Origin of the sequence: Mesorhizobium sp. ES1-3 (genome assembly GCF_020164795.1) — a bacterium.
Classification (GTDB): Bacteria; Pseudomonadota; Alphaproteobacteria; order Rhizobiales; family Rhizobiaceae; genus Mesorhizobium.
Genome location: NZ_JAIUGW010000013.1, coordinates 116,117 through 134,415 on the forward strand (window position 1 = coordinate 116,117; position 18,299 = coordinate 134,415).

Here is an 18,299-nt window from a genome sequence, read left to right on the forward strand (position 1 = left end):
CTCGAAGATTGGGAGAAGAACATGGCGGGTTTGCCGAGCACGGCGCGCGTGGTGATCATCGGAGGTGGCGTTGTCGGCACCTCTTCGCTCTATCATCTGGCCAAGGCCGGCTGGACCGACTGCGTTCTTCTGGAAAAGAACGAGCTGACCTCGGGCTCGACTTGGCATGCCGCCGGCAATGTGCCGACCTTCTCCTCCTCCTGGTCGCTGATGAACATGCAGCGCTATTCGACCGAGCTCTATCGTGGCCTCGCCGACGCGGTCGATTATCCCATGAACTACCATGTCACCGGCTCGCTCAGGCTCGCCCACACCAACGAGCGCATGCAGGAATTCCAGCGCGCCAAGGGCATGGGCCGCTACCAGGGCATGGACATAGACGTGGTCGGGCTCGACGAGATCAAGCGCCGCTACCCCTTCCTTGAAACGCATGAGTTGAAGGGCGCGCTCTACGATCCGAGCGACGGCGACATCGACCCGGCGCAGTTGACGCAGGCGCTGGCCAAGGGCGCGCGCGACATGGGCGCGAAAATCATCCGCTTCTGCCCCGTCACCGGCGTGCGCCGTGAGAAGGACGAGTGGGTGGTCGTTACGGCGCAAGGCGAGATCCGCTGCGAGATCGTCGTCAATGCGGCCGGCTATCGTGCCGCCGAAGTCGGCAGGATGTTCGGGCGCGAAGTGCCGATGATGGTGATGAGCCATCAATACATATTGTTCGAGGAGATCCCCGAACTCGCCGCATGGTCGAAGGAACAGGGCAAGAAACTACCGCTGCTGCGCGACGTCGACACCTCATACTATTTGCGCCAGGAAAAGGCCGGCATGAATCTTGGCCCCTATGAGCGCAATTGCCGCGCGCACTGGGCCACCCACGACGATCCCATGCCGGACGACTTTTCCTTCCAGCTCTTCCCCGACGATCTCGACCGGCTGGAGCATTATCTGGCGGATGCGGTCGCCCGCGTCCCGATCCTGGGCACCGCCGGCCTGTCCAAGGTCATCAACGGCCCGATCCCTTATACGCCGGACGGCAATCCGCTGATCGGGCCGATGCCGGGCGTTCCCAATGCCTTCGAGGCTTGCGTCTTCACCTTCGGCATCGCCCAGGGCGGCGGCGCCGGCAAGGTGCTGGCCGAATGGGTGACGCAAGGCCAGACCGAATGGGACATGTGGTCGTGCGATCCGCGCCGCTTTACCTCTTTCGCCTCAGCACCGGATTATTGCGTGGCCAAGGGCATGGAAATCTATGGCAATGAATACGCCATCCAGTTCCCGCGTCACACCTGGCCGGAAGGACGTGACAGGAAACTGTCGCCGATCCACGATCGCATCAAGGCGTTCGGCGCCCGCTTCGATGCCTATAATGGCTGGGAACGCGCCACCTGGTACGCGCAGGACGGCGACGACGTCTCCGAGGAAGCGACGCTGACCTTCCGCCGCGAAGGGCCCTGGCAGCAACGCGTCCGCGAAGAGTGCCTGGCGGTCCGCGACGCCGCCGGCATCCTCGACCTGCCCGGCTTCTCGCGCTTCAACCTCGAGGGTCCAGGTGCCGCCGAATGGTTGAGCCGGCAAGTGACCGGCCTGGTGCCGAAGCCGGGCCGCATCGGCCTCGTCTATTTCTCCGACGACAAGGGCCGCATCGTCACCGAAATGTCGGTGGTACGCCATGGCGAAGAGTCCATGACGCTGATCACCGCGGCGGTGGCGCAGTGGCATGACTTCGAATGGCTGAAATCGCACATGCCTGGGGATGCCGCGTTCAAGCTGATCGACCGGACGGAGGAATTCTCCACGCAGATCCTGGCCGGTCCCAATTCGCGCAAAATCCTTGCCGATGTCTGTGAGGCCGACCTGACCTTGCCATGGCTGACGCATCAGGAAACCAGGATCGCCGGCCGCTGGGCCAAGCTGGTCCGCGTCTCCTTTGCCGGCGAGCTTGGCTGGGAGATCCACACCAGGGTCGACGACACCGCGGCGATCTTCGATGCGATCTGCGCCGCCGGGCAGAATCATGGGCTGAAGCCGTTCGGCATGTACGCGCTGGATTCGATGCGCCTGGAAAAAGGCTACCGCACCTGGAAGGGCGACCTGTCGACGGACTACTCGATCCTGCAGGGCGGGCTGGAGCGCTTCGTCAAATGGGAAAAGCCCGATTTCCGCGGCAAGGCGGCGCTCCAGAATGAAAAACAGCAAGGCGTGAAGAAGCGCTTCGTCACGCTGGTCGTCGAAAATCCCAGCGATTGCGACGCGCCTTACATGTCGACGCTCTGGCATGATGGCCAGATCGTCGGCGAGACGACATCGGGGGGCTGGGGCCATCGCGTCGACAAGTCGATCGCGCTCGGCATGCTGCGCGCCGATTTGACCGAACCCGGCACCGCCATCGAGGTCGAGATTTTCGGCGACCGCTTCAAGGCGGTCGTGCAGCAGGACCAGCCCTTGTGGGATCCCAGGAACGAAAGGCTGCGCGCATGAAGCCGGTTATCCTCACCGATGGTGGCATGGGCCAGGAGTTGGTGCGGCGCAGCAAGTCCGAGCCGACGCCGCTGTGGTCGGCCAGGGTGCTGATCGACGAACCGGACCTCGTGCGCGGCTTGCATGCCGAATTCATCCGCGCCGGCGCCCGCGTCATCACCATAAACACCTATTCGGCGACGCCCGAACGGCTGGCGCGCGAAGGTGCCGAAGACCTGTTCAAGCCATTGCAGAAGCGTGGCATCGACCTCGCCAGGCAAGCGCGCGACGAAGCCGGTGAGGCGGCGATCGCCGGCTGCCTGTCACCGCTTTTCGGCAGCTACGCGCCGGCGTTGACCATCTCCTACCAGGACACGCTCGACATCTACCGCCGTATCGTCGCCGAGCAGGCTGATGGCGTCGACCTGTTCCTGTGCGAGACCATGGCGTCGGCCGAAGAGGCACGCGCGGCGGTCACCGCCGCATCGGAAAGCGGCAAGCCTGTCTGGGTGTCATGGACGCTGGCAGATCACGGCACGCCGCGCTTGCGCAGTGGCGAGACGATTGCTTCGGCGGCGGAGGCGCTCGGAGATCTGCCGGTGGCGGCGCGGCTGCTCAACTGCTGCCGCCCGGAAGCGATCGCGGCGGCCTTGCCGGAGCTGATCGAGTTGGGCGGCCCGATCGGCGCCTATGCCAATGGCTTCACCTCCACCGAAGCGCTCAAGCATGGCGGCACGGTGGATGTACTGGATGCCCGCCATGACCTCGGTCCGGATGCCTACGCCGACCAGGCTGTCGGCTGGGTCGAAGCCGGTGCGGACATCGTCGGCGGTTGCTGCGAGGTCGGTCCTGCCCATATCGCCGCCTTGCGCGACCGGCTGCAACAGGACGGCTACGCCATCTCGGGAGTCTCACATGCCTAAACCATCATCGCGCATCATCGGCATCGTGCCATCGGGCAAGGACGGCTGGGAGGTTCATTTCGCCGCCTGGAACCGCAAGGAAGCCGGCGAGGACATCATCATGCTGTCGGCCGGCGACCATGATTTCGACACGCCGTCGGAAACGATCGAAGCTTGCGTGGTAGCGGTTCGCGGCAGCAACCATCACTACACGCCGCTCCCCGGCCTGCCGCGCCTGCGCAAGGCGATGGCGGCGGCCTCCAGCGCCTGCACCGGCGTCGAGACGATGCCGGAAGAGGTCATCGCCACATCGGGCGGCCAGGCCGCACTCTACGCGGCCGTGCAGGCTGTTCTCGACCCGGGCGACCACGCCATCGTCGTCGCCCCCTACTATGCCACCTATCCCAACACCTTCAGTGCGGCGGGTGCCAGTTTCACCGTGGTCGAGACACCGGCCGAGGATGGGTTCCAACCCCGCACCGACATGATCCGCGCGGCACTCAAGCCCAACACGCGCGCAATATTGATCAACACGCCGAACAACCCGACCGGCGCTGTCTATTCGCGCGAGCGGCTGGAACAGCTGGCCGAAATCTGCCGCGAGCACGATCTCTGGCTGCTGTCCGACGAGGTCTACTGGACGCTGGGCGGCGGCGAGCATGTCTCACCTCGCTCGCTGCCCGGCATGGCCGAGCGCACGCTGGTTATCAATTCCATGTCCAAGAGCCATGGCATGACCGGCTGGCGCATGGGCTGGCTGACCGGTCCGGAGAAAATGATCACACTGCTGATCAACCTCAACCTGGTCACGACCTACGGCCTGCCGGCCTTCATCTCGATCGCTTGCGCCGAGGCACTGGAAGAGCACTACGGCGTGAAGGACATCGCCGAACGCTATGCGGCACGCCGCACCGTCCTGCTCGATGCGGTACGCGGCATGAACGATGTCACCGTGCGCGGTTCCGAAGGCGGCATGTATGTCATGCTCGACATATCTGATATCGAACCCGATGACGAGAAATTCGCCTTCGCCTTCCTCGACAAGGAGAAGGTCGGCGTCATGCCCGGCTCGAGTTTCGGCGAAGCCGCGGCCGGCCATATCCGCATCAGCCTGTGCCAGCCCGAGCCGGTACTGCGGGAAGCAGCCGCCCGGCTGCGCCGTTTTGTTTCCAGCTATCGCCGCGAGGCCGCATGACCGCCAGGACCATTCCCACCAAAGCGCGGGCCGTCATCATTGGCGGCGGCGTCTCCGGCTGCTCGGTCGCCTACCACCTGGCCAAGCTCGGCTGGACCGACATCGTGCTTTTGGAACGCAAACAGCTGACCTCGGGCACGACGTGGCACGCCGCCGGGCTGATCGGACAGTTGCGCGGTTCGCAGAACATGACAAGGCTGGCGAAATACTCGGCCGATCTCTACGTCAAGCTGGAAGCCGAGACCGAGGTCGGCACCGGCATGCGCCAGGTCGGCTCGATCACCGTGGCGCTGACCGAGGAGCGCAAGCACGAGATCTACCGGCAAGCGTCGCTCGCCCGCGCCTTCGACGTCGACGTGCGCGAGATTTCTCCCAACGAAGTCAAAGAGATGTACCCGCATCTCAACGTCTCCGACGTGGTCGGCGCCGTGCATCTGCCGCTCGACGGCCAGTGCGACCCGGCCAACATCGCCATGGCATTGGCCAAGGGTGCGCGCCAGCGCGGCGCTACAATCGCCGAGAATGTGAAGGTCACCAAGGTCCATACGAAAAATGGCCGCGTCGCCGGCGTGTCCTGGGCGCAAGGCGAAGACCAAGGCACGATCGAGACCGACATCGTCATCAACTGCGCCGGCATGTGGGCGCGCGACCTCGGCGCCCGGAACGGCGTCAACATCCCGCTGCACGCCTGCGAGCATTTTTATCTCGTCACCGAGCCGATCCCTGACCTCGGCCGCCTGCCGGTGCTGCGCGTGCCGGACGAGTGTGCCTACTACAAGGAAGACGCCGGCAAGATGATGCTCGGTGCCTTCGAACCGGTGGCCAAACCATGGGGTATGGACGGCATCCGCGAGGATTTCTGCTTCGACCAGTTGCCGGAGGATATGGACCATTTCGAGCCGATCCTCGAAATGGGCGTCAACCGCATGCCGATGCTGGCCACCGCCGGCATCCACACTTTCTTCAACGGCCCTGAAAGCTTCACCCCCGACGACCGCTACTATCTCGGCGAGGCACCGGAACTGCGCGGCTACTGGATGGCGACCGGCTACAATTCGATCGGCATCGTCTCGTCCGGCGGCGCCGGCATGGCGCTGGCGCAGTGGATCAACGATGGCGAAGCGCCGTTCGACCTCTGGGAGGTGGACATCCGCCGCACCCAGCCGTTCCAGAAGAACCGCCGCTATCTCAAGGAGCGCGTTTCCGAAACGCTCGGCCTGCTCTATGCCGACCATTTTCCTTACCGGCAGATGGCGACGTCGCGTGGCGTGCGCCGCTCGCCCCTGCATGAGCATCTGAAGGCGCGCGGCGCCGTGTTCGGCGAGGTCGCCGGCTGGGAGCGCGCCAACTGGTTCGCGCGCGAAGGCCAGGCGCGCGAATATCGCTATTCCTGGAAGCGGCAGAACTGGTTCGACAACCAGCGTGAAGAACATCTGGCCGTCCGCAACAAGGTCGGCCTTTTCGACATGACTTCGTTCGGCAAGATCCGTGTCGAGGGCCGCGACGCCTGCGCCTTCCTGCAAAGGCTCTGCGCCAACGATATGGACGTGGCGCCGGGCAAGATCATCTACACGCAAATGCTCAACCAGCGCGGCGGCATCGAGAGCGACCTCACCGTGTCGCGGCTTTCGGATACGGCCTATTTCCTCGTCGTGCCGGGCGCCACGCTGCAGCGCGACCTCGCCTGGCTGCGCCGGCACGTCGGCGAGCAGTTCGTCGTCATCACGGACGTAACCGCCTCTGAAAGCGTGCTCTGCCTGATGGGGCCGGATGCGCGCAAACTGATCCGGAAGGTCAGCCCCAACGACTTCTCCAACGAGAACAATCCGTTCGGCACCTTCCAGGAGATCGAAATCGGCATGGGCCTCGCCCGCGCCCACCGCGTCACCTATGTCGGCGAACTCGGCTGGGAGCTTTATGTTTCGACCGAACAGGCGGCGCATGTCTTCGAGGCGATCGACGAGGCCGGCGCGGATGTCGGCCTGAAACTCTGCGGGCTGCACACGCTGGATTCCTGCCGCATCGAAAAGGCCTTCCGCCATTTCGGCCACGACGTCACCGATGAAGACAACGTGCTGGAGGCGGGCCTCGGCTTCGCCGTGAAGACGGCCAAGGGCGATTTCATCGGCCGCGATGCCGTGCTGCGGAAGAAAGAGGCCGGATTGAACCGCCGTCTGGTCCAGTTCCGCCTGAAGGACCCGCAGCCGTTGCTCTTCCACAACGAGGCGATCCTGCGCGATGGCAAGATCGTCGGTCCGGTCACTTCGGGCAACTATGGTCATCATCTCGGCGGAGCGATCGGGCTGGGCTATGTGCCTTGCCAGGGCGAGAGCGAGGCAGATGTGCTCGCTTCATCCTATGAGATCGAGATCGCCGGCGAGCGGTTTGCGGCTGAGGCATCGCTGAAGCCGATGTATGATCCAAAGGCGGAACGGACGAAGATGTAGCGCCTCTTACCCTTCTCCCCGTTCTACGGGGAGAAGGTGGCCCGAAGGGCCGGATGAGGGGCGGCGCCGAGGTTGGCAAGGCTAGCGCTGCCCCTCATCTGCCTGCCGGCACCTTCTCCCCGTAGAACGGGGAGAAGGACGCTAATTTCGCCGCTCAAAACCGCTCCAGCTTCGCCCGCACCTTCACCAGGAACGCCGCCCTCGTCGCCGGCGTCGAAGCGTCCATCAAATAATGCGCCAGGAAGAAAGTCTTGCAGCGTCTGGCGCACAGCGCCCGCATGCCGCGCAGCAAGGTTTTGCGGCCGGGTTGGCCGACGACGACGCTCCACCAGGTCGGCGCACCACAGGTGGTGATGACGCCGACCTTGGTGACATGCGTCATCAGCGACCTGATCCCGCCCTTGCCCACTGGGAGCTTGAAGGCGATGTCGGTCGCCCACACCCGGTCGAGCCAGCCTTTCAGCATCGCCGGCAGCCCATACCACCAGGTCGGATAGACGAACAGGATCGCCTCGGCCCAGTTGAGCAGTTCGAAATGCGGCTTCAGCGCCGGATCCTGCGGTGCCTGATTGTTATAGCTGCGCCGCTCCTCGCAGCTCATCACCGGGTTGAATTTTTCGGCATAGAGATCGAGCAGCCGCACGTCCCAGCCTCGTCGCGTCAGCACATCCACGGCGGTGTCGCGGATCGCGGCGCAAAAGCTCTCCGGCACCGGATGGCAATAGACGACAAGCGCACGCATCAGAATGCATCCATGCTGGCCGCGACCTTCGCCGTGAAGGTCTTCCGGGTTTCGTCGGTCGACAGGTTCATCGCGTAATGCGCGAGGTAAGTTACCGGTGCGCCCGGCTTTACCGTGGCGCGCAGCATGCGCTTGATCAGCTTGCGCGGCGGGTCGCCCATGAGCATGGCGCGGAACCGGCTGCCGCCATAGGTGGTGACCGCCGCGACTTTTTGTATGTTGTGCAACGACGGCTGCACCTTGCCGTCGACCAGCTTGAACGAGACGCCCGGCAGGAAGACGCGGTCGAAAAACCCTTTCAGGATCGCCGGATAGCCGTAGTTCCACACCGGAAACGACAGCACCAGAGCCTCAGCTGCCTGTAGCCTCTGAATGTAGCCGGTAACCGCATCGCCTGCTCCACGCTGGTCGTGATAGCCGAGCCGCTCGGCCCGCGTCAGCCGCGGGTCGAAGTCCTCGGTATAGAGGTCGCAGTCATCGACCGTATGGCCCGCCGTCGTCAGCCGCTCGACGATCATCCGGTGCAGGCCGGCATTGAAGCTGGTCTCGACCGGATGGGCGTAGAGGACGAGGATGTTCATGGAAGGACATCCCGCAAGTCAGCGTGAGGCGCCCCCCTCTGCCCTGGCGGGCATCTCCCCCTCAAGGGGGGAGATTGGCAGGTTCGACGTCCCCAATCCGTTTCGGCGTTGGTAATTGGCGAAAGCCCAAGCGACATCCAATCTCCCCCCTTGAGGGGGAGATGGCCGGCAGGCCAGAGGGGGGTGGCTTGGCGCCAACGCTTCATGGATCAGCTTGCCCTCTGCAGCCCCTTGAACAGAAAGGTCCGGCCGGAACGATAATCGTAGTCCGGGTTTTCCCAGGCGATCATCTTGCCGGGGTTGAGCAGGCCTTGCGGGTCGGTCTCGCGCTTGAAGGCCAGTTGCACCGCGTCGGTCTGCTTCATACCGCCCTCTTCCAGCGTGTAGCGGTGTGGGTTGAAGATCGGGCAGCCATTTTCCTCATGCAGGCGGATGATCTCGTCGAGCCGCGCCTCGGTGGTGAACTTGACCAGCGGCAGGCCGAAGCAGGTGATGTTGCCGTCCAGCCGCACGAATTCGAGATGCGAAAACACTTCGCCGGGAAACATCGCATCCATTTTCTCGACCAGCGCCAGCTGGTTGGGAAAGGGATAGAGCGACTGCAGGTAGGTGATGGCGGGATCGACCCGCAGCGCCCTGAGCGTGGTATGGTTCCATGCCAGTTCATAGGCCGGCGGCAGGCCCTTTTTCTCTTCCGGCGCAGCAAGAGCGGCGTTGAAGATCACTTCGCCCCCGGCGCGTCGCGTAAAGGCAAGGAACGCGTCCAGCCCATGCTGCGCCACCATGACGACGCATATGCTTTGCCCTTCCCGGAAGAATTTCTGGTGCCGCTTGAAGTAGAGCTGCGGCACGGGCGCTGCGATCGGCGTGATCAGCTTGGTCAGGATGCCGTCCTGGCAGGCCAGCGCGTTACCATAGCGGGCCGCATCCATGAAGGCGTCGAAGCCGACGATGACGTCGATCCACTCATAGGCTGCCGTCAGCGGCATCTCGACTTCCGAGATAATGCCGTTGGTGCCATAGGCATGGGTCACCTTGTGCAGGTCTTCGCCGGTGAGTTCGAGCGTTTTCGGCTCGGCCTCCATCGTCACCACGCGCAGCCGCAGCACATTGCCGAAATCACGCAATCCGCCGAAATTGATCGAGCCGACGCCGCCAGAGCCGCCGGCGATGAAGCCGCCGATCGAGGCGGTGTTGTAGGTCGAGGGCGACAGCCGCAGTTCCTGTCCGGAATGCGCCCGTGTCGCCTTATCGATGTCGGCCAGCACCGCGCCCGGACCAGTCACCACGCGGCCCGGGGCGATTGACTTGATCTCGTTCATCTCGGCAAGGTTCAGCACCACCCCGCCCGACAGCGGCATCGCCTGGCCGTAATTGCCGGTGCCGCTGCCGCGCGGCGTCACCGGCACGCCATGGCGATGACAGGCGGCAAGCACGCGGATCAGTTCGGCCTCGGTCTTCGGCGTCACGATGAGGTCGCCGGTGACGTGGTCGAGCTGCCGTTTCAGCACCGGGCTGTACCAGTAGAAGTCACGGCTCTTCTGCTGGACGATGGCTGGATTGTCGTCGAGTTTTATCCCGTCCAGATCGCGTTTGAGCGCCGAAACATCCATCATTACACCATCAGCTCGTCGAGTTCGGCATAGTCGGGCAACTGCCGGTCGATCGCGTGTCCGGCACGCACGACGATGCGATCCGATTCGGGCCGCGACAGCAATTCCGTCCAGCTTCGACCTTTGAACAGCACGAAGTCGGCATCGCCTCCGGCGGCGAGCGTGCCGAAACCATCGAGCCGCATCACCTTGGCCGGCGTTGCGGTGACCGCCTGCGGCCAGTCGGCGACCGGGTGGTCGAAATGCAGGATGCGTGTCGCCATGCGGTAGACCTCCAGCATGTCGAGATCGCCATAGGCGTAGAACGGGTCGCGCGTGTTGTCGGAAGCGACGGCCACTGGAATGCCCCTCGCCTTCATCTCGTGCAGCAGCGTCACGCCACGCCAGCGCGGCGTGGTGTGGTCTGCACGACGGTCCTGCAAATAGAGATTGCACATCGGAAGCGACACGATTGCCAACCCGGCTTTCGCCACCTTGTCCAGCGTGTCCAGCACCTCGAGATCGGGCTGCCGTGCCAGCGAGCAGCAATGGCCGACGAGGATTTTTCCCTCGAATCCGTTCCACAGGGCTGCCTCGGCGATCTTCTTCAGCGAGATCGCAGCGACATCGTCGGTCTCGTCGGCGTGAAAATCGAGGTCGAGTCCGTGCTTGATGGCCTGCGCGAAGACGTGGTCGAGCAGCTCTTCCAGGTCCGGCACCATATAGGTGACCACGCCCAGCACGCCCTTGGCGGCGGCCACCCTCTTCGCCAGCCTGTCGAACCATTTCTTGTCGCGCACGCCCTCGATGCCGAGCAGGCAGGCGCCCTGCAATTCGATGCGGCCGCGCCATGCCTCGCGCATCGTCTCGAACACCGGCCAGGAGATTTCCTCCTGCGGCGCGACGCTGTCGATATGAGTCCTGAGCGCCCTGGTGCCATGCGCGTAGGCCGAGCGCAGCGAGAAGTCCATGCGGCGTGCGACGTCCTCGGCGCTCCAGCGCGCCACGCGGTCGGCGCCGGTGGCATTCAGCGCGCCCATGAACGTACCGTCGGGATTGGGCTTTCGCGGCCAGATATGGCCCTTGTCGATATGCGTGTGGCAGTCGACGAAACACGGCAGCACGATACGGCCGCCAAGGTCTATGGCGCCGGCCGGTACCTTCGATGCGGCGTGCGTGGCGATGCTGGAAATCTTGCCGTCGGCGACGGTGATGTCGGCAAGGGCGAAACCATCGCTGTCGAAGGTCGCAGCACGACCCGGCGTCAGCGACGCATGAAGCCGGATGTTGGTTAGGTGGTAAGGACCGGAGGTTGGTATCAAGGCACTAGCGCTCCTGCTTCAGCGCGCTCTCGTGCCAGCGCCGCAGAATGAGATGCGAAATCAGCGACAGCACGAGGAAGATCAGGATGCCGGTAAGCGAAATCAAAAACAGCGCCGCGAACAGCCTGGGCGCATTCAGCCGGTAGCCGGCCTCGATGATGCGCGACGCCAGCCCCGAGGACTGGCCGGTGGTGCCGGCGACGAACTCGGCGACCACGGCGCCGATCAGCGACAGGCCGCCGGCGATCTTCAGCCCACCGAGAAAATACGGCATCGCCGCCGGCAGCCTGAGATAGCGCAGCTGCTGCCAGCGCGTCGCGCCGTTGAGCTTGAATAGGTCGCGCAGATTGCGGTCGACCGAGTTGAGGCCAAGCGTGGTGTTGGACAGGATCGGGAAGAAGGCGACGATCCAGGCGCAGAGCAGAAGCTTGGTCGTCTGATTGTCGACATAGATGTTGATCAGCGGAAAGATCGCCACGATCGGCGTTACCTGCAGCACGATGGCGAACGGGAAGAACGACATCTCCACCCACTTCGACTGGGCGAACAAGACCGCCAGCCCGACCCCGCCGACAACCGCGAGCAGCAGACTGAGGAAGGTGATGCGCAAGGTGACCAGCAGTGCGGAAAACAGCAGGCCGGCATCGTTGTAGAGCGTTGTCAGCACGACGCCGGGTCGCGGCAGGATGTACTGCGGAATCCCGTTCCACACGCAGATACGGTCCCACAGCCAGATCGCCAGGATCATGATCGCCAGCGGCAGCACCCAGCGGCCGATCCGCTCGAGCCGTTCCTGGCGCACGCGGCGCGCTTCCTCGGGGTCGAGTTTCAACGTGCCGTCAATGACCGTCATGATGCGAGCCCGCTGTTGAATTGATGGCATTGACCAGCACATCCGAGGCTTGCCGGCAGAGGGCCGCATAATCCGGCGAGGTGCGGAAAGCCTCGTCGCGCGGATAGGAGGCCTCGATGGCGAGTTCGTCGAACACCCTGCCCGGCCGCGCCGCCATGACGACGACGCGGTTGGACAGAAAGACGCTTTCGAACACACTGTGGGTGACGAAGACGACGGTGAAGCGCTCATCCTGCCACAGTTCCAGCAGATCGTTGTTGAGCTTGAAGCGGGTGATCTCGTCGAGCGCCGCGAACGGCTCGTCCATCAACAGCACGCGCGGCTTGGTCACCATGGCCCGCGCGATCGAGACACGCATCTTCATGCCGCCGGACAGCTCGCGCGGCACGGCGTCCTCGAAGCCGGTCAGGTGCACCCGCGCCAGCATCTCCGTGATCGCCGGGGCGGCCTTGGCGCGGGAAATGCCTTTCAGCCTGAGCGGCAGCCAGACATTGTCGAAGACGCTGGCCCAGGGCAGCAGCGTCGGCTCCTGGAAAACAAAGCCGATATTGGCGCGGTCGAGCGAACCGCCGCCGCGCCAGTCGAGCCCACCCGATGTCGGCGTCGACAGGCCGGCAATCAGCCGCAGCGCCGTCGACTTGCCGCAGCCCGACGGCCCGAGCAAGCTGAGGAAATCCCCTTCCCGGATCGTCAGGTCGACATCGCTGAGCGCCGTCACGCCATTGGAAAAGACCTTGCCGACGCCACGCAGCGCCAGCAAGGTCGGAGCCATGTCCGAGGCGGGCGTTTTCGCCACCTGTTCCCGCATCATGCCGGGCCGGCCTATTTCTTCAGCTCGAGCCCGACACCCTTGTTGATGAAGGCCAGCGTGTAGGCTTTAGTGATGTCGATGCCTGCAGGCGTGACCTTGGCCTTGACCATCTTGTCGTAGAAACTCTTGATCCGCGCATCGGTCATGGCGCCGATGCCGAGTTTCTCTGTGTCGCCGGAATCGGCAAGGCCGAACTTCTTCATCTGCTCGATCGAGAAGGCGATCTGCTCGTCGCTCATGTCAGGATTGTCTTTCTTGATCATGTCGTTGGCGGCCTTGTTGTCGCCGTAGAGGTACTTGTACCAGCCCTTGGCCGAGCCATCGACGAAGCACTGGACCACCTCGGGCTTCTTGTCGATCGTGTCCTGCATCACCTCGATCGTGGTCGAATAGGTGTCCCAACCGTAGTCGGCGAGCAGGAACTGGTTCGGCACGAAGCCGCCTTCCTTCTTGACCGCGAATGGCTCCGAAGTGACGTAGCCCTGCTGGATCGACTTCTTGTTGGCGATGAAAGGAGCGGTGTTGTAGGTATAGGGCACGCGCTTTGACGCGTCGAAGCCGAGTTCGATGACCATCCACTGGAAGAAGGTCTGCGCACCTTCATCGCCCAGAATGTACTGGTCGGCATTCTTCAGGTCTTCCCATTTGTCCAGCCCCTCACCGGGGTGGGACATGATGACCTGCGGATCCTTCTGGAAGTCGGCGGCCACGACACGCATCGGAATGCCCTGCTGGACGGCATCGAAGGCCGACAGCAAATTGCCGCCCATGTAGAAATCGATCTTGCCGGCCAGGAGCATCGGCCGGCCGCTGACCTGCGGGCCGCCCTGCATGATGGTGACGTCGAGACCACAGGCGGCATAGGTGCCATCCGCCACGGCCTGGTAATAGCCGCCATGTTCCGGCTCGGCGAGCCAGTTGGTGCCGAAGGTGACTTTTTCATTCGCCGCCGCACCCAGAGTGCTGCCCGCAAGGAGCGCCACCACCGCGACCGAAATCTTCTGTTTCACGTACATTGACACCGCCCTTATTTTGCACCGGCGCGCTGCGCGCCGTGCTTGACACCAAAGATTCAAGAAGCAAGACACATGCCACCGGCGTCGCTCGCCAGGACCCGCCCGCCTGCACCACAGCCATCTGCGAAAGCCGGAAAGGTCGTGCTGCACCGAAGGGCATCGTGCCTATTTTTTGAACGCCTGTCCACAATCGCACCGGCGACATGCACTGCCATCTTGATGGTGCAATGCATCCGGCCTTAGGCTGACGATATCCAGGAGATTGCCATGTTCAAGTTCCTCGCCCCGAAGTCGATCAAGCCGCCCTTTGCCCGTTACAGCCACGGCGTCGAGGTGCCGGCCGGCAAGCGGCTGGTGCTGTGCTCCGGCCAGGTTGCCATCACGGCGGACGACCAGATCCCGGAAGACGCCGGTGCGCAGGCAGAACTCTGCTTCAGGAACATCGCGGCGATCCTGGGCGAGGCCGGGCTGGGACTTGGCGACATCGTGCGCATCAATGCCTACGTCACCGACCGTGCGCATCTGCGGCCCTATATGGAGGTTCGCGACCGGCTGTTTTCGAGCCCGGCGCCGGCCTCGACGCTGATGATCGTTTCCGGCTTTGCCCGGCCCGAATTCAAGGTCGAGGTCGAAGCCATCGCGGCCGGGTGATCGACAGGCCGGCCGCACCGCGCTAGGTCTGCCCTGATCATTTGAAGAGGCGTGACATGACCGTAGCAAAAAGACGCGTCTGGTGGGGCGACTACCGGACAACCGAGTATGCCTCGATGGATCCCGAGGCGACGATAGCCGTGCTGCCGGTCGCGGCGATCGAGCAGCATGGGCCGCATCTGCCCGTCTCGACCGACACCTCGATCATGAACGGCATGCTCGACACGGTGATTTCACGCCTGCCCGAGGACCTCGACATCCGCATCCTGCCGGTCCAGGCGGTGGGCAAGTCGAACGAGCATCTGCACGCGCCGGGCACACTGACCCTGCCGGCAACGACGCTGATCGAGGCGTGGACCGAGCTTGGCCTGTCGATCGCGCGCGCCGGCGTGCGCAAGCTCATCGTCGTCAATTCGCATGGCGGCAATGAAGAGATCATGGGCATCGTCACGCGCGAACTGCGCGTGCGCGAAAAGATGCTGGCGGTGAAGACCAGCTGGCAGCGCTTTGGCCGCCCGGCCGGCATGTACACCGAGCTCGAGGACCGTCACGGCATCCATGGCGGCGACGTCGAGACTTCGCTGATGCTGCATTTCCGGCCGGATCTCGTCGACATGGGCAAGGCCGACAATTTCGTTTCCAACGTCGCGGACGCCGAGAAGGAATTCGCGCTGCTGCGCCAGACCGGCACGCATGCCTTTGCCTGGATCGCCAGCGATCTCAACCCGAACGGCGTGGTCGGTGATGCCAGCATTGCAACGGCAGAGAAAGGCCGATTGACCGCGGAATATCAGGCCGACGGCTTCATCGGCCTGGTGCGGGACGTGCGCAAGGCAAAGCTCGCCGAGTGGCTGAAGTAGCTAGCCGTCGATCTTGAGGGCGAAGGGCGTGCCTTCGAAGGCGTCGGCGCCGCGCCCGATCGCCTCGATCGCCTCGATCATGCGGCCATTGCGGTCGAGCAGCGTGTCCGCCGCCGCGATCAGCCGCGGATTGGGCGTCGCCGAAGGCGACAGCGCGCGCAACGTCTGCGCCAGTTCCACCTCGTCGCGTTTCGGCGCCAAAGCTGCGGCGATAATATAGGCCGAAGCGGTCGAGCGGCTGATGCCGGCATAGCAATGCACGACCATGGGCTTCACCCGGTCCCAGCGGCGCGCGAAATCGAGCAGGTTGCGCACATGCTCCTCGCCCGGCATGGTCATGCCCTCCTGCGCCACCGCGATGTCATGCATGACCAGATGCAGGTGGTTTTCCCTGGGGATCGAAGCCGGACGCACCACCTCGGTGCCGGCCGCAAGCAGCGACAGCATGCGGTCGGCGCCGGTCCTGGCCACGGTTTCCTCGATCTTCGCCAGCGAGCAGACATGGATCATTGTTTCGAACCTTTCGACCGATCCTCGCGCCGCGACGCCCAGTCCGCAAGAGCGGATTCAAGCCTGCGCCATTCCTGCTCACTCCCCGGCAGACCGGTGCGCAGGACATGCGGCCGGTCGGAGAAATGCCGGAGCAAGATGCCGCTCTCGCCAAGCGCGGAAAACAGGCCGGCGGCATCGGGCAGGCTGAGATAGCGGAACAATGTGGTGCCGCCCGCGACGCGAATGCCGAAACGACCGAACAGCGCATCGAGCCGCGCCGCGGCATCCGCCAGCGACGTCCGCATCGCATCCTGCCAGTCGAGATCGGCGAGCGCGCGGATGCCGTATTCCAGTGCCGGTCCGGCGACGGCCCACGGCCCGAACTGCATGTTCAGCCGTTCAGCCGTCGGCGCATCGGCAAGCGCGAACCCAAGCCGTAGACCGGCCAGACCAAAGAACTTGCCGAAGGAACGCAGTACGATGATGCCACCTTGGCCGACGTAGGCGGCGAGACTGTGCTCGCGTGGGCCGACATCCATGAACGCCTCGTCGACGACCAGCAGCCCGCCCTTGGCGCGAAGTCCGGCAGCCAGCGCCAGCAGCCGGTCACGCTCGATGATGCGCCCATCCGGATTGTTCGGATTGACGATGATGGCGAGGTCGGCTTCGGCCAGCGCCGCGAAGTCACGGACCTCGACCACCTCGTGCCCGGCAATCGCGGCCGCCCGGGCGTGTTCGGCATAGGTCGGCCCCAGCACCAATGCCTTGCCAGGCTTCACCAGCGAAGTCACCCTCGGCAGCAGGATCTGCGTACCGGGCGCCGCCACGACGTTTCCTGCGGAAGGCGCGCCATATGTCTTGGCCGCGATCTCTATCAGTTCGCGCTCACGCGCGGCCTCCGGCAATCGCCACAGGGAGGTGGCGGGCAGGTCGAAAAGCGGGTAGGAGTGCGGATTGATACCGGTCGAGAGGTCGACGAAAGGCAGCACGGCACTGGGGAAAAGCGCCCTTGCCCGGCCAAGACTTCCACCATGGTCCACCGCTCCTTCAAGAAGCTTCATGTCAGTCCTGATCGCTTTCCTGTCATTGGTTGTCGAATTCGCCCTCGGTTATCCCGACTGGCTGTTTCGCGCCATCGGCCATCCGGTGACGTGGTTCGGCAGGCTGATATCCTTTCTCGACTTAAGCCTCAACCGCGCCACTGATCCCGACGCACTGCGTCGTCAACGTGGTGTCCAGGCGCTTTTGGTCATTGTGCTGGTGCCGGCGGTAACAGGTCTTTGCGTGCAGCTTGTTCTACTCTGGTTCGTCCCCTTGGGGTGGATCATTGCCGTCCTTCTGGCGACATCGCTTCTGTCGCAGAAGAGCCTCTATGAACATGTCGAAGCCGTCGCCGACGCGCTCGACAGTGGAGGCCTCGACATAGGCCGAGCCGCCGTCTCGCGGATCGTCGGCCGTGATCCCGAAACGCTGGATCGCGCCGGCGTCTGCCGTGCCGCGATCGAAAGCCTGGCGGAGAATTTTTCCGATGGCATCGTCGCCCCAGCCTTCTGGATCGGCGTCGGCGGGCTGGCCGGCGGCGCCGCCTACAAGGCGGCCAACACCGCCGATTCGATGATCGGCCACCGCACCCCACGCCACGAGGCCTTCGGCTGGGCGGCGGCGCGCTTCGACGATTGGATCAACCTGCCGGCATCACGGCTGACGGCGCTGCTGATCGTGCTGGCGGCTTTCCTGGTTAAGGGCACCGACCCCAGCAATGCCTGGCAGGCGGTACGGCGAGACGCGAAAAAACACCGCTCGCCCAATGCCGGCTGGCCGGAAGCAGCGATGGCCGGCGCGCTTGGCCTGGCGCTCGCCGGGCCACGCAGCTATGGCGGCGTGGTGGTGGACGACATTTTCATGGGCGAAGGCGGCCGGCGCGAAGCCGACAGCCTCGACATAAGGCGGGCGCTAACCCTCTATCGAGTCGCCGATTATCTGCTGATTGGCCTGTTTGGGCTGGTCTCGGTCGTTGTTTTTGTAGTGTGATCGTCCGGAGCGGTTGCGAACTGCCTCACCAGCTAACACGGGCCTCTTTTGCATTTGGATTTGCTGCCTTCCCGAACCTTTTGATCGCATAGCCACCGGTAGCTGCAGGAGAAGATTTGAGCACGGGTTCGATGACAGCAAAAAGTCGTTCGGCATCCGGTCCATACATGTAGAGGACACATTTGCCCCCACCAAATTCATCGCCATCAAACTCGCCTGCGGATGCGTTCCCGACAGCTTGCTCCAGTCTCTGCTCAAGAGCGATAATGGTTTCTCGTTCCTGTGGCGTTCCGAACTGACCATCGCTGAGAAGAAGATAGACGATTACTGCTTGCTCCAATGAACAGCCT

17 protein-coding genes are annotated in these 18,299 nt (G+C 63.8%); 7 read left to right on the forward strand and 10 right to left on the reverse strand.

Going from position 1 to position 18,299, the window contains the following annotated elements:
* The first annotated feature begins 21 nt into the window (after positions 1–21).
* From LB536_RS18835 to LB536_RS18850, 4 genes are read left to right on the forward strand one after another with little or no spacing between them, the layout of a single operon-like run.
* Positions 22–2,475, forward strand: a complete 2,454-nt coding sequence (locus LB536_RS18835; RefSeq protein WP_224595362.1) for an FAD-dependent oxidoreductase — start codon at positions 22–24, stop codon at positions 2,473–2,475.
* Positions 2,472–3,377 (forward strand): homocysteine S-methyltransferase family protein, encoded by a 906-nt coding sequence (locus LB536_RS18840; RefSeq protein ID WP_224595365.1) that lies wholly within the window; start codon positions 2,472–2,474, stop codon positions 3,375–3,377. Before LB536_RS18835 ends, LB536_RS18840 begins: the two co-directional genes overlap by 4 nt.
* A complete protein-coding gene (locus LB536_RS18845; protein ID WP_224595367.1) occupies positions 3,370–4,551 on the forward strand; it encodes a pyridoxal phosphate-dependent aminotransferase in 1,182 nt (393 codons plus the stop codon). Before LB536_RS18840 ends, LB536_RS18845 begins: the two co-directional genes overlap by 8 nt.
* Complete coding sequence (locus LB536_RS18850) at positions 4,548–6,998, forward strand: FAD-dependent oxidoreductase (RefSeq protein WP_224595370.1); 2,451 nt, start codon at positions 4,548–4,550, stop codon at positions 6,996–6,998. The genes LB536_RS18845 and LB536_RS18850 overlap by 4 nt, the downstream gene beginning before the upstream one ends.
* A gap of 154 nt (positions 6,999–7,152) precedes the next feature.
* On the opposite strand, the gene LB536_RS18855 is transcribed toward LB536_RS18850, so the two are convergent.
* The 7 genes from LB536_RS18855 to LB536_RS18885 form a co-directional block, all read right to left on the reverse strand.
* Positions 7,153–7,740: an NAD(P)H-dependent oxidoreductase gene (locus tag LB536_RS18855; protein ID WP_224595372.1), complete on the reverse strand. Its 588-nt coding sequence runs from the start codon at positions 7,738–7,740 to the stop codon at positions 7,153–7,155.
* Positions 7,740–8,321, reverse strand: coding sequence for an NAD(P)H-dependent oxidoreductase (locus tag LB536_RS18860; RefSeq protein WP_224595374.1), 582 nt, complete (start codon positions 8,319–8,321; stop codon positions 7,740–7,742). The genes LB536_RS18855 and LB536_RS18860 overlap by 1 nt, the downstream gene beginning before the upstream one ends.
* A gap of 209 nt (positions 8,322–8,530) precedes the next feature.
* Entirely contained in the window at positions 8,531–9,934 is a 1,404-nt protein-coding gene (locus tag LB536_RS18865) for an FAD-binding oxidoreductase (RefSeq protein ID WP_224595437.1), read from the reverse strand.
* A 2-nt stretch (positions 9,935–9,936) separates the two neighbouring features.
* Complete coding sequence (locus LB536_RS18870) at positions 9,937–11,235, reverse strand: cytosine deaminase (RefSeq protein WP_224595376.1); 1,299 nt, start codon at positions 11,233–11,235, stop codon at positions 9,937–9,939.
* 4 nt (positions 11,236–11,239) lie between these two features.
* Positions 11,240–12,088, reverse strand: a complete 849-nt coding sequence (locus tag LB536_RS18875; protein WP_140812388.1) for an ABC transporter permease — start codon at positions 12,086–12,088, stop codon at positions 11,240–11,242.
* Entirely contained in the window at positions 12,075–12,899 is an 825-nt protein-coding gene (locus tag LB536_RS18880) for an ABC transporter ATP-binding protein (protein ID WP_140812387.1), read from the reverse strand. Before LB536_RS18880 ends, LB536_RS18875 begins: the two co-directional genes overlap by 14 nt.
* Before the next feature lie 11 nt (positions 12,900–12,910).
* On the reverse strand, positions 12,911–13,915 hold the full coding sequence (locus LB536_RS18885; protein ID WP_140758211.1) for an ABC transporter substrate-binding protein: 1,005 nt from the start codon (positions 13,913–13,915) through the stop codon (positions 12,911–12,913).
* A 267-nt stretch (positions 13,916–14,182) separates the two neighbouring features.
* Here LB536_RS18885 and LB536_RS18890 point away from each other — a divergent pair, with 267 nt between their 5' ends.
* Together LB536_RS18890 and LB536_RS18895 are read left to right on the forward strand one after the other, a co-directional pair.
* A complete protein-coding gene (locus tag LB536_RS18890) occupies positions 14,183–14,566 on the forward strand; it encodes a RidA family protein (protein WP_140758210.1) in 384 nt (127 codons plus the stop codon).
* Positions 14,567–14,622: 56 nt separating this feature from the next.
* On the forward strand, positions 14,623–15,426 hold the full coding sequence (locus tag LB536_RS18895; protein WP_140758209.1) for a creatininase family protein: 804 nt from the start codon (positions 14,623–14,625) through the stop codon (positions 15,424–15,426).
* On the opposite strand, the gene LB536_RS18900 is transcribed toward LB536_RS18895, so the two are convergent.
* Both LB536_RS18900 and cobD read right to left on the reverse strand, forming a co-directional pair.
* Positions 15,427–15,936, reverse strand: coding sequence for a tyrosine phosphatase family protein (locus tag LB536_RS18900; protein ID WP_140758208.1), 510 nt, complete (start codon positions 15,934–15,936; stop codon positions 15,427–15,429).
* Positions 15,933–16,979, reverse strand: coding sequence for a threonine-phosphate decarboxylase CobD (gene cobD, locus LB536_RS18905; protein ID WP_224595379.1), 1,047 nt, complete (start codon positions 16,977–16,979; stop codon positions 15,933–15,935). The genes LB536_RS18900 and cobD overlap by 4 nt, the downstream gene beginning before the upstream one ends.
* Here cobD and cbiB point away from each other — a divergent pair.
* Positions 16,978–17,949, forward strand: a complete 972-nt coding sequence (cbiB, locus tag LB536_RS18910; RefSeq protein WP_224595381.1) for an adenosylcobinamide-phosphate synthase CbiB — start codon at positions 16,978–16,980, stop codon at positions 17,947–17,949. The two genes, cobD and cbiB, sit on opposite strands and share 2 nt — an antisense overlap.
* 25 nt (positions 17,950–17,974) lie before the next feature.
* On the opposite strand, the gene LB536_RS18915 is transcribed toward cbiB, so the two are convergent.
* Positions 17,975–18,289 (reverse strand): hypothetical protein, encoded by a 315-nt coding sequence (locus LB536_RS18915; protein WP_140812384.1) that lies wholly within the window; start codon positions 18,287–18,289, stop codon positions 17,975–17,977.
* Positions 18,290–18,299: the final 10 nt, after the last annotated feature.

What these genes read in the sequence shown, in the direction of transcription:
- LB536_RS18880 (WP_140812387.1), bottom strand. Translation starts at nt 12,899, where the DNA reads ATGATGCGGGAACAGGTGGCGAAAACGCCCGCCTCGGACATGGCTCCG.
- LB536_RS18900 (WP_140758208.1), bottom strand. Translation starts at nt 15,936, where the DNA reads ATGATCCATGTCTGCTCGCTGGCGAAGATCGAGGAAACCGTGGCCAGG.
- cbiB (WP_224595381.1), top strand. Translation starts at nt 16,978, where the DNA reads ATGTCAGTCCTGATCGCTTTCCTGTCATTGGTTGTCGAATTCGCCCTC.
- LB536_RS18845 (WP_224595367.1), top strand. Translation starts at nt 3,370, where the DNA reads ATGCCTAAACCATCATCGCGCATCATCGGCATCGTGCCATCGGGCAAG.
- LB536_RS18895 (WP_140758209.1), top strand. Translation starts at nt 14,623, where the DNA reads ATGACCGTAGCAAAAAGACGCGTCTGGTGGGGCGACTACCGGACAACC.
- LB536_RS18855 (WP_224595372.1), bottom strand. Translation starts at nt 7,740, where the DNA reads ATGCGTGCGCTTGTCGTCTATTGCCATCCGGTGCCGGAGAGCTTTTGC.
- LB536_RS18860 (WP_224595374.1), bottom strand. Translation starts at nt 8,321, where the DNA reads ATGAACATCCTCGTCCTCTACGCCCATCCGGTCGAGACCAGCTTCAAT.
- LB536_RS18840 (WP_224595365.1), top strand. Translation starts at nt 2,472, where the DNA reads ATGAAGCCGGTTATCCTCACCGATGGTGGCATGGGCCAGGAGTTGGTG.
- LB536_RS18890 (WP_140758210.1), top strand. Translation starts at nt 14,183, where the DNA reads ATGTTCAAGTTCCTCGCCCCGAAGTCGATCAAGCCGCCCTTTGCCCGT.
- LB536_RS18875 (WP_140812388.1), bottom strand. Translation starts at nt 12,088, where the DNA reads ATGACGGTCATTGACGGCACGTTGAAACTCGACCCCGAGGAAGCGCGC.
- LB536_RS18885 (WP_140758211.1), bottom strand. Translation starts at nt 13,915, where the DNA reads ATGTACGTGAAACAGAAGATTTCGGTCGCGGTGGTGGCGCTCCTTGCG.
- LB536_RS18865 (WP_224595437.1), bottom strand. Translation starts at nt 9,934, where the DNA reads ATGGATGTTTCGGCGCTCAAACGCGATCTGGACGGGATAAAACTCGAC.
- LB536_RS18835 (WP_224595362.1), top strand. Translation starts at nt 22, where the DNA reads ATGGCGGGTTTGCCGAGCACGGCGCGCGTGGTGATCATCGGAGGTGGC.
- LB536_RS18850 (WP_224595370.1), top strand. Translation starts at nt 4,548, where the DNA reads ATGACCGCCAGGACCATTCCCACCAAAGCGCGGGCCGTCATCATTGGC.
- cobD (WP_224595379.1), bottom strand. Translation starts at nt 16,979, where the DNA reads ATGAAGCTTCTTGAAGGAGCGGTGGACCATGGTGGAAGTCTTGGCCGG.